The sequence below is a fragment of the Psychromonas sp. genome (genome assembly GCF_041586535.1).
Lineage (GTDB): Bacteria > Pseudomonadota > Gammaproteobacteria > Enterobacterales > Psychromonadaceae > Psychromonas.
On record NZ_JBFGZY010000147.1, the window covers coordinates 1 to 9,777 of the forward strand.

Here is a 9,777-nt window from a genome sequence, read left to right on the forward strand (position 1 = left end):
AGGGCTAAAAATCCATTACGCTGGTCTGGCGATATTCAAGATTGTGATGCAATTGGCGCTGTGACATTAAACCCAGATAAGCCGCTTAAAGAAGCAGCATAAAAATTAACTAATGAGTGACAACTGTCTTGAAAAACGCCGTTAACAAGCCTTCTTAATATTATTTGAAACCAATTGTCGACGGAATTTAATGAAAGAGACTGCAAAATCATAGAAGCCTGTTGAATGGATTCGGGTGTATTTTGGCTAATTGGTTGAACTCCGACATACCTGGAATGAGGATTTGGATTTACTATCCACTCAGACTTTTGCTTGGCCTTGGTTACTGGTCTATCAAATTGCATTTTCCACATTTTTGCCAAACTACTTTTATATCTAAGTCTGGATTTGCACTTTTCACCTCATCAAACCTTGATTTTAATTCCTCTGACATTCCCGCGTCCAATAAGTCTGCGCCACCGTTTTTATCTGAGCTTAGCAGATAAGCATAAAGCTTTGAGTTTATTATTTCCTCATGAAAAATTGCAGGAACATGTTGTTTAAAGCCAGAATCATTATCTAAAAAGTAGACAAAGTGATCGCAATCTTGCATGAGTGATTTTACCTTATTGAAATGTGCTAAAGCACTATAAGCTTGAAAAATCAATAAGCCCTTGCTAGGTCTTTGCAATGGTATTTTATATGAGTTTTCAGAATCACTTTCAACATCCTCATCAGATAAAACGTACTGCGCAAAGCGTCGATAATAATTACGTTTACTGCCTTCTTTTTTGCGCTTATATTCAGCTTTTACATATTCTGAGTCTGTTTTAAAATCAAAATTAATAGTTGAAGTCAAAATATAATCGGTTACATTATCCACTGTAGAAAGATTAGAGAGACGCGTTGGCATGGGAGTGCCTGTGTCTCCCCAATTCGATAAGTAAAATTGATGATCACAGCTTAAGACCGGGACATATGAACTTAATTTATTTTGCAACTCATGTTCATGATAACGACTAAATAACAATGACTGCTCATAGAAAAAATCAATTTTTCCGTAAATTGTTTGAGGGTTTATGTCATAAATATCAAGCAATCGATTAATAATCCCCTTATTTACAAACGATAAATATAAAGGCTCATTTATATCTCGACGGTAATGCTTTTGCTGCGGATCGAGAGGGACAGTCAAACTCTTCCGACAAGATTTACATAAAAATCGCTGGGATGCATACATAGGTTGCATTTTTAATTCTGTTTTTGGCTTTCTGTTTTTAGTTCCTTTCTTCATTACTGGAATAGCCCATAATCGAGTTGACGTGGTTTAGTTTTTGATATGAACAATAATTCGAGATATTTCTTCTCTTGCTTCCCAAAAACTTTCTGCTGCTTGTTCGTATCGTTCTTCTTGCAAATCATTCTCACCTGCGATTTTAAGTTCTAATGCCACCTTAAAATATTTTTTTACTGCTCCCGCTTTTACTGCATCCTTGAAGTCGTTATCCATTGCTACCCACGCTTTTATAGCAGTTACTACCGGGGTGAAAAATGTAGTAAAGTTATTAAATACTTCCTCGTAGGCTCTGTAGATTTCAACTGATTCGCTTTTGCTCTTTCCCCTTTTAACTTCTTCAACAAAGGCTGCATCTAGGGCTTCAAATTTATTTATTACGTTTGAAAAGGCAGCTGATGTTGATGTGATTTGCGTTAACAATTCAGCAGATTGTTTTGCAATCCATGCCTTCTTACGTGCCTGATTGGTTGCCTTAATTATATTATTCAATTCAATCTGCTCGTCTTGCTCTTTTTTTAATACCGCAAATTGTTTTTTTTTGCTTTCGAATGATTCTTTGCTGAGAATATTAAATGTTGCTTGAGTTCCTTTCATGGTCAGAGCTTCAATATAAAAGTCATTTACTTGAATAAAAGGGCTATCAAACGGTACAAATTTTTCTATCTGCTCTACCGATGCAATTGACTCACCTTTTTTATATTGTCTATAAAGAAAATATAAAAAAGGCTCTTCGAAACCTAAATAGAACAATTTTTTTTCCAAGTAATCATTGGAAAACTCAAATATTGCAGGCCCCCAGCCATCCTTTGAATTAGCAATTCCAATCCAATTTTGCGTTGATTTTACTGTACCATGTAATTCACTGGCGATAAGCTCTCCTTCACTTTTTGTCACTGTACTGCCTAGTATATAAGTCTTTTCGTTAAATATTCTTTTAGAAGTGGAGGAGCATCCTGCGAGCATAGATATAAATAAAAATGGAACAATAAAATTAAGGGGCTGTTTCTTGATGGCTGAATAAAAACGAAGAATCGTAAATTTTTTCATTTTCACTTATCCTTTTAATTGTTCTTTAAAACTACTTTTCAACTTGTTTTTTATTTTTTCAGAAAAATACTCCGTTACAAAAGTAAGAACCGAATCTTTCAGTACGTCTTTTATAAATGTCTCAGGCCTATTATCGGATCGACCATTCCCAGGTAAAATTTGCGAATTACCACGTAAAACCCTTGTACTTCTTGAGCTTACAGAGTAGTTAAGTTTGTCAACGAAATACCAGAATCCACCTATACCTTCCCAAACTGTACACCCACATTCTTGAGCCTTTTTAGCGGCAGCAGCCAAGCCTCCACTGCCAAAATACTCAGGAACTGGTTTTGCCGTTGGATCATTTTTTTTAACGTATTTTAAATTTTCCTTCTGATAAGAAGTAAAGGTTGTATTGATCGCTTTGTTAATTAGTAATGCTCCTGTCACTCCCTTGGTTATCACATTATCAAACACACTTACAACAAGTTCCTTAATTTTTCCTTTTACCTCATCAGTTCCAAGCTTTAGTGCTATATCTGTTGATAAATTTATAGTTTTTTTATGCATTGAAATGATTGTACGTGCATCTTGAATTAATGGCTTAATGAATTTTTTTTGGAATTGTGATTTAAAACTTGATGTATTCTTTTGTAAATCTTTAAACTCTTTTTTTTGCCATTCTTCACGAAGTGTTGGAGGAGGTGAGCTTGCCGCTTGCTCAAAGTGTTGAGTCTGTTCTGGCACATCAGATTTCATTCTTGATGAAGGCTCATTTTTTGGAGATGGCTTGGACCCAGTTGAAGATATACTTGCTCCTTCTATAAAATCCATGTTTAATCCATTGTTACTTAATATAGCATTTTCAGTAAGATCAATCGGTTTGCTTCTTGGAAAATTCTCATTTCTTTCAGTACTACTTAGCATAAAAGATGTTTTTGAAGCGCCTTGGATAAAATTAAACTCTCTATAAGTATTGTCAAATGTACTTAAAAATAATCGCTCTAATGCCTGTTCATCAAGCCACCGCCCCGATTCAATACTTATTTTTAAGTTTTGACTAAACTCAGATCCAAAAAAAGAAATGAATGCATCTACGGTTTTTGTATCTCTTATATTTTCACAATCATTCCCATACAAAAAATAATTTAGAATAGCGGCCTGCTGAGCAGAATAACCAAGTCTTTTATACATTATATTGCGTTCACATTTGTGTTCTTCGCCATATTGACGAAGCAACGTAACATTGTGATGTCTTCTTGCTTTTACTCCAAATACTTTATCTCTCACCCATTCATTTGGAGAATTAACCTCCATACCAGCCTTTACTTTTTTATCTATGGTGGTTGTCCTTACATCAATATAATCATTAACACTTTCACTGGCTTTATCAATTGCTTCGCCCACTTCAGACGATTCCCAATAATCAATGGTATTGGTTACTCCTTTTAAGGTTTTCTCTGTCGATACTTTCTTCCCTACATCATCTAGGATCTCCCCCACTTCTGAAGACTCGATGCCATCAATTGTTTTATTAACTTGTACTCCAAATGACCTTGTGGATTTTCCAATATTAGATTTTTGGACTTCTTGTGCCGCTTCTAATGCTGACTCTAAGCCTTCCTTATCAATAGGATTTTCATTAACATATTGGTATAGCTGTTGTGTAGTATGTTCAATATCCTCTGTAATTCTTTGTATTTCTTGTTGAGATTTTTCCTGGATATAGCCTATGTTTTCACTTGCGGAATTATTAATACTATTTATCTCTGACCTACTTTTATTAACGATACCGGTGTTAATGTTATTAAATTGCTTTGTTCTTCGAGAGGCTTCTTTCTCAATATTTATCAGTGTATTCTCTCTCCTTATGATGGCAGCTCTCTGTGCTGCTTCTCTGGCATTTTTTGCCTCTCTCTGAACTGCTTCTCTGGCATTTTTTGCCTCTCTCTGAACTGCTTCTCTGGCATTTTTTGCCTCTCTCTGAACTGCTTCTCTGGTATTTTTTGCCTCTCTCTGGGCTGCTTCTCTGGTATTTTTTGCCTCTCTCTGGGCTGCTTCTCTGGCATTTTTCCCCTCTCGCTGAATTTTTTCGATACCTTTGCTAGTACAACTAATACTGAAACAAGGCTGGGCAGCGTTTATGGATTCAACAAAAAAGAAAATAAATATTAACAACATGATTATCTTCATTTTGAGCCACTAGAACAATTAGCAAAGCACCTACGTGTTGTTTGTACCGAGCCACCGCATACTTCGTAGTAACGGTTATAATCATCTTTACATTCAGTATTAGTATAACAATGTGCATCTTGAATAAAATCTTCGATCTGTGCTTCTGGAGGGCTAATTTCATACACCACACCACCAATAGGTGGGGAAGCATAGGGTTGAGGGGGTATACACGCATCGATATAAACGATTGTTGTTTGTCCTGTAAAACTCGATGCATTATTGTCAAGTTCACGAATCTTTTTTTTATCAAGGCATTCTTCATATTCTTGTTTTTTATTATTAAATCGCAACTTTTGGTTTGTTCTTTCTTCCTCATTTTTTGTTTTTATCGCGGTTTGCTTCATTTCATAATCTGTTTGTGCTTGCTCGAACTTTCTTTCAGCTGTTATACGAGCTTCTCCTTGACATATTTGAACTAGCTTTCTAACTCTCCCCTGACAGTTTTCAAGATTCTCCAGTATTTTGCTCAAACACTCTTTTTGTTTAGCTCTAATTGGTGGAATATATTCTGTGTATGTTTGGGTTATAGGAACCTTTGAACTACAGCCAGTAATCAGAAGTGTTACAAACACAGCCAAGCTAGCATAGAGAACAAACCGAGAAAAATTAAAATTGAGAGAGGCAACATAAGCTTTCATATTAAACTCCTTGCCACAAGTATAGCACAATCAGGGGGGTATGATGGGCTCAACTAAAATGTGAAAATTCATATCTTTGTAAGCGCTTAATAGTCAGCGTTATTCCATAATATTAGTGACGGCCCATAATGACTTTTGTCATTATTTATTAAGAGGGCCTTTATTATATGCAACCAACCATCTCTCCCGAACGCTGGCTTGAGCATCTTGATGCCTGGAAACAAACCGATTTAACTCAAGCTGATTACTGTCGTATGCACGGCCTCAGAACTAATCAGTTTTGGTACTGGAAAAGCAAACTGCAAAGTCAGGCTCCGGTTACTAAGCAAAAAATCACTTCAGGATTCGCCATTGCCCAGTTCGAAACAGTTACTGCAACTCAGCAAACACTTTCGGTTACCTTACCTGATGGAACAACACTTAATGATATTGATGCTGCAAATATTAAGGTTGCCGCTCAACTGTTGGAGGTGCTTCGATAATGCAACCAACACTCAGGCCAGCACAACATCTCCCTCAGGTTTATTTATACCGGGATCCCATTGATTTTCGAAAAGCCCATCGTGGACTCAGTGCTATCATTGAGTCTGAGTTAGGTCATGATCCGTTTGGTGGCTGTCTGTACGCTTTTACCAATAAACGACGCAATAAAATCAAATGCTTGTTCTGGGAAGATAAGTAAACGCGCAGTTAAGCAGTGCGCTCAATTATATCAAGGCTTGAACTGCGCATCCCACGGCAACAAATCCCTTAAATCAGCACCTTCTGCACGATTAGGCAATGCTTCGAACAGTTTCTGGAAATAAAAATAAGGGTTAATATCATTGGCTCGGCAGGTCATCACAATACTGTAAAGCACCGCACTGGCTTGGGCCCTTTTACTGATTGTGCGAACATCCAGTTTTTTCTCCCCGTGGTAAAAGGCCGGATATCCCGCTCAGTAACATTATTATCAATGCCCAATTCACCGTTTTCAACATAGCGCGTTAACGACTGCCAATTATTCAACGCGTACGATACAGCAACACCCAGATAGCTTTTGGGCAGGAGAGTTTGTGCGCTTTCATCCAGCCATCTTTTGAATTTATCTAAAATAGGAATGGACTCTATCTCCCTTATTTTCTGGCGCTCCTTGGCGGGTAATAATTGGGTGCGTTTTTCAATGGCGTAGAGTTTTTGAATCATGCTGATAGCAACGTTAGCTTTGCCCGTTTTTTTAGGTTGAGCAAGCAACGCTTCGTTAAATTTACGCCGCGCATGTGCCCAGCATCCTGATAGCGTAATCTATTCAAGGCAGCCATAAGCACGGTAACCATCGCACTGCAAGTAGCCAGCATACCCCGCGAAAAAGACTTTGGGATATTAATGCCCTCGACCGGGTTGGTAGTCATAAATAACCACGGGCTGCGGTGCAAATTGTCCGCTGCGATAGACCCACATATAGGATTTTTGCTGCGCTTTTCTATCGGGCTCATCCAATACTTGCACCGTTGTTTCATCGGCACAAAGGACATTATCACGCAGTAAATGCTGCTGGTATAAGTCAACCACAGGGGCGACTAATTCTGCAGCTTTAATACACCAGTTCGCTAAGGTGCTGCGTGATATATCGAAGCCCACTCTTTTTAGGATATCGGTCTGACGATTAAGGGGCAGTGCATCACAGTATTTCGAGGTAATAACCGCCGCGAGTGCCTCGGGGCTCGCAACGCTGCCAGGGATAGGTTGCTTGGGTTTCGATGCGCTAATGATTTTGCTGCTTGTCGTGGTATTTTCACAATGCCGACAAGCATATTTTGTACAACGGTGTTTGATCACACTAATGTGTGCAGGCACTATCTTAACTTGTTCGCTCTCTTCAAATCCGCAAGCATGCAGCTCATGGCCGCAATCATCAGACATGGGCTCATCAATCACGTAAGTTGTGACTTCTCTTGTTAATTCATCGGGCAGTGCTTGACGGCCTTTTTTATGATGAGCCGGTGAAGCGCTGGCATGTTGCTCGGCTTCATTAAAGGTGCCTTTGGCGGCTTTTTCAGTCTGCACGCCAAAGCGTTTAGCACGATTTAAGTTGGGCTGAGCAAGTGCCCGTTCAAGTTTATCTTTGAGCGTTATATTTTCTGCACAAATAATCTTCAACTCGGATTCAGTCTCCATCATGACAGGAAAAAAGGATCGTTCAAGTGCTAAAAAAAAGATCAGTAAAGATCACCTGTTTACCTTGTCAAATAAAGGTTGATGGGCATTTTTCACGGTTAATGACAACCCGGAAAGCAGCCAGTTCAACTGGTGTTGCGTGATCGTGATAGCTTCCAACTCATCGGTAATAACAGGCCACTTAAAGCGGCCTTTTTCCAGGCGACGGTAATACAGCCAAAAACCATTGGTATCCCAAAAAGTATTTTCAATTTATCACGTAGACGATTACAAAAAACAAACCAAGCACGGCTAAGCGGATCCATTTCCAGCACATCACTGACCATCAGCGACAAGCCATTAATCGACTTTCTCATGTCCGTGTTGCCGGTCACTAGATAAATATCGCCCTGTGGATTCATGAGAGTAACACCCTTAATATTTGTTTAAGGTTGGCTGGCTCAATAGCATCCTCAAAGGATAATTGGTACCCATTAGGCAACAGCAGTTCAACAGTTTGGTAGGATGGGATAGGTGGCTGAGGGGTGATAGTGATCGGAAGTATTTTTTGGCTGCTCGTTGCTGCTTTCCTATTAAGTTTATTAAACCAATAGTAGTACGTTGAGGCAGTAATATTATTGAGCTTGAAAAATTCAGCTTTGGTTAATCCACTTGCTGCTTGTGTATCAATAATGCCTTGCCAATAAGTTTGTCGTTCAGTTGCCATAATGATGCTCTCCTTAAAAAGGAAAGCATGGCAAATTCAGCAACTTATTAGTATGTGGGTTTAATTAGGCGCTTACTCATCAAATAGCTAATTGTTAGTATATAGATATCTGATCGCTACTTGGATAAAAAGTTCAATTTACATCAAAATTTATAATGATCTTGCCGTGCGGATGCCCCCTTATTTGTTCGGTTATTTCACACATTCTACTTTAGTCTGCGCTGCGCTGCATTGAGCGCAATATTCCCAAACACTTCTATCGCGACCATTTTGTCGATATATTTTATACCGATAAGTACCAATGTCTCTATCCCCATAATGCATCCAAGACCATCTTGTTGCACTTCGAGCCCCCATCCTCCTACAAAAGGCACTAGCGGCTTGCTCTTTACCCCATTGGGAGCAGTTAGCGCTACCATACTCAAGGGTGCACGCATCAACTCTGTAACCGTCGATCCTTGGGGGCTCATAAGTTGAATAATTAGCAGCGAAGAGAGTTAATGGAAAAAAAATTATAAATGTCATCATTAATACATTATATTTTTTCATATTTTTACCCCATCTTGTGAACTTTGCCTGAATGTAACGAATCGCAATTCAGTTTTAACACGCTACCCTGCTCTAAATTTAAATTTTCGGTACATACCTCTATTACAATTTAGGTAACCAAATCTACTGTATCACCATACTTAGTTTAGTTTGGGATTTTGGCTACTGCAAGATTACTCTATAAGAACATCTAGTCAAATTTTAATAAAACTCAACAACCACCTACTAAAGTAGGGTAGGTGGGTTAGGATTTATGGATTTATGGACTAAAGTCCGGATACGGGTCAAAGGCCCGTTGCTTTAGCTCTCTGTTCTAAAATTATCATCAGCTTTAGGCTCAAAGTGATGGGCTAAATATTCTTTAATCATTTCTTCGGTAACATCCCCAGATGTTACACAAAAATATCCCCTTGCCCAAAAATGACGTCCCCAGTAGCGCTTTTTTAAATCTGGGAAACTTTCAAACAATTTCGATGAGGATCTGCCCTTCACTCTTCTCATTATTTCACTGGGAGCCATATTCGGTGGAGCTGAAACTAATAGGTGAACATGATCCTTGCTAACAACTCCTTTTAAAATCTCAATTTCAAAAGCATTACATGTTTGCCTGATCAATTCTCTAACCTTCAATCCAACATCACCTTTTAAAACTTGATACCTATATTTAGTACCCACTTTCCGCACCTATATTATATAACTGTATGATATAAAAGAACTTTGATCTTTGACTGACGAATAAAGTATAAAAAATAACTTAATTAAATCAGTTAATTACGCGTTAGTGCGGAATGTCGGTTAGTAACAAAAACAAAATGATACTGAATTTTAAAAACCGTATGGCTGCCATATCGATAATCCATTCACATCCCCAAACTGAATACCTGTACAGATATTATAGCTAAAGCTGACCGGCTAAAGCCGATGGTTTTAACCTTGTTAGGAGACTAATAAATTTCTTTTTCATGTTTTTACGAATAGTGATTACTAACTCAACACCTTTATCCAGCAGTTCACCCGATAATGCTTTACTGATGTAGTCTTTATCTCCGTATAATTTCCCAAAAATTTAAGTGTCTGCCCGAGGCCAATTTTGGCGCGGAAAAATGGCTCGCTGGGCCGATCCGATTGCTTTTCGATGAGCGACAGGGCCTGTTGAAAATGTTGAACGGCCGTGCCATTGGCAAAACGCC

At 38.5% G+C, this 9,777-nt stretch carries 11 protein-coding genes and 2 pseudogenes; 2 read left to right on the forward strand and 11 right to left on the reverse strand.

The features are described from left to right. Positions 1–322 precede the first annotated feature (322 nt). Genes ABZA00_RS14530 through ABZA00_RS14545 form a run of 4 tightly spaced genes read right to left on the reverse strand, consistent with a single transcriptional unit; the run spans position 323 to position 5,175 of the window. Positions 323–1,273 (reverse strand): hypothetical protein, encoded by a 951-nt coding sequence (locus ABZA00_RS14530; protein ID WP_372882882.1) that lies wholly within the window; start codon positions 1,271–1,273, stop codon positions 323–325. 33 nt (positions 1,274–1,306) lie between these two features. Then, the gene (locus ABZA00_RS14535; RefSeq protein WP_372882883.1) at positions 1,307–2,323 is read right to left on the reverse strand and encodes a hypothetical protein; all 1,017 of its coding nucleotides are present in this window, start codon (positions 2,321–2,323) and stop codon (positions 1,307–1,309) included. A gap of 6 nt (positions 2,324–2,329) precedes the next feature. Next, complete coding sequence (locus ABZA00_RS14540; RefSeq protein ID WP_372882884.1) at positions 2,330–4,483, reverse strand: hypothetical protein; 2,154 nt, start codon at positions 4,481–4,483, stop codon at positions 2,330–2,332. Between the two features lie 8 nt (positions 4,484–4,491). Next, positions 4,492–5,175, reverse strand: a complete 684-nt coding sequence (locus tag ABZA00_RS14545) for a hypothetical protein (RefSeq protein ID WP_372882885.1) — start codon at positions 5,173–5,175, stop codon at positions 4,492–4,494. Positions 5,176–5,342: 167 nt separating this feature from the next. On the opposite strand from ABZA00_RS14545, the gene ABZA00_RS14550 reads away from it, so the two are divergent. Together ABZA00_RS14550 and tnpB (ABZA00_RS14555) are read left to right on the forward strand one after the other, a co-directional pair. After that, positions 5,343–5,657, forward strand: coding sequence for a hypothetical protein (locus ABZA00_RS14550; RefSeq protein ID WP_372882886.1), 315 nt, complete (start codon positions 5,343–5,345; stop codon positions 5,655–5,657). Beyond that, positions 5,657–5,857 (forward strand): IS66 family insertion sequence element accessory protein TnpB, encoded by a 201-nt coding sequence (gene tnpB, locus ABZA00_RS14555; protein WP_372882887.1) that lies wholly within the window; start codon positions 5,657–5,659, stop codon positions 5,855–5,857. Before ABZA00_RS14550 ends, tnpB (ABZA00_RS14555) begins: the two co-directional genes overlap by 1 nt. A 30-nt stretch (positions 5,858–5,887) precedes the next feature. On the opposite strand, the gene ABZA00_RS14560 is transcribed toward tnpB (ABZA00_RS14555), so the two are convergent. The 7 genes and pseudogenes from ABZA00_RS14560 to ABZA00_RS14590 all read right to left on the reverse strand — a co-directional run. Next, on the reverse strand, positions 5,888–6,016 hold the full coding sequence (locus ABZA00_RS14560; RefSeq protein ID WP_372882891.1) for a transposase domain-containing protein: 129 nt from the start codon (positions 6,014–6,016) through the stop codon (positions 5,888–5,890). Then, positions 6,016–7,335, reverse strand: a pseudogene (locus tag ABZA00_RS14565) (IS66 family transposase). The gene ABZA00_RS14560 and the pseudogene ABZA00_RS14565 overlap by 1 nt, the downstream one beginning before the upstream one ends. Before the next feature lie 48 nt (positions 7,336–7,383). Continuing rightward, positions 7,384–7,733, reverse strand: a pseudogene (gene tnpB / locus ABZA00_RS14570) (IS66 family insertion sequence element accessory protein TnpB). Beyond that, complete coding sequence (locus ABZA00_RS14575) at positions 7,730–8,038, reverse strand: hypothetical protein (protein WP_372882888.1); 309 nt, start codon at positions 8,036–8,038, stop codon at positions 7,730–7,732. Before ABZA00_RS14575 ends, tnpB (ABZA00_RS14570) begins: the two are co-directional and overlap by 4 nt. Positions 8,039–8,887: 849 nt before the next feature. Then, positions 8,888–9,262: an IS200/IS605 family transposase gene (gene tnpA, locus ABZA00_RS14580; RefSeq protein ID WP_372882889.1), complete on the reverse strand. Its 375-nt coding sequence runs from the start codon at positions 9,260–9,262 to the stop codon at positions 8,888–8,890. Between the two features lie 223 nt (positions 9,263–9,485). Beyond that, positions 9,486–9,620 (reverse strand): hypothetical protein, encoded by a 135-nt coding sequence (locus ABZA00_RS14585; protein WP_372882892.1) that lies wholly within the window; start codon positions 9,618–9,620, stop codon positions 9,486–9,488. Then, on the reverse strand, positions 9,572–9,777 hold a 206-nt coding region (locus ABZA00_RS14590), incomplete at its 5' end, for a hypothetical protein (RefSeq protein ID WP_372882890.1). The genes ABZA00_RS14585 and ABZA00_RS14590, both read right to left, overlap by 49 nt.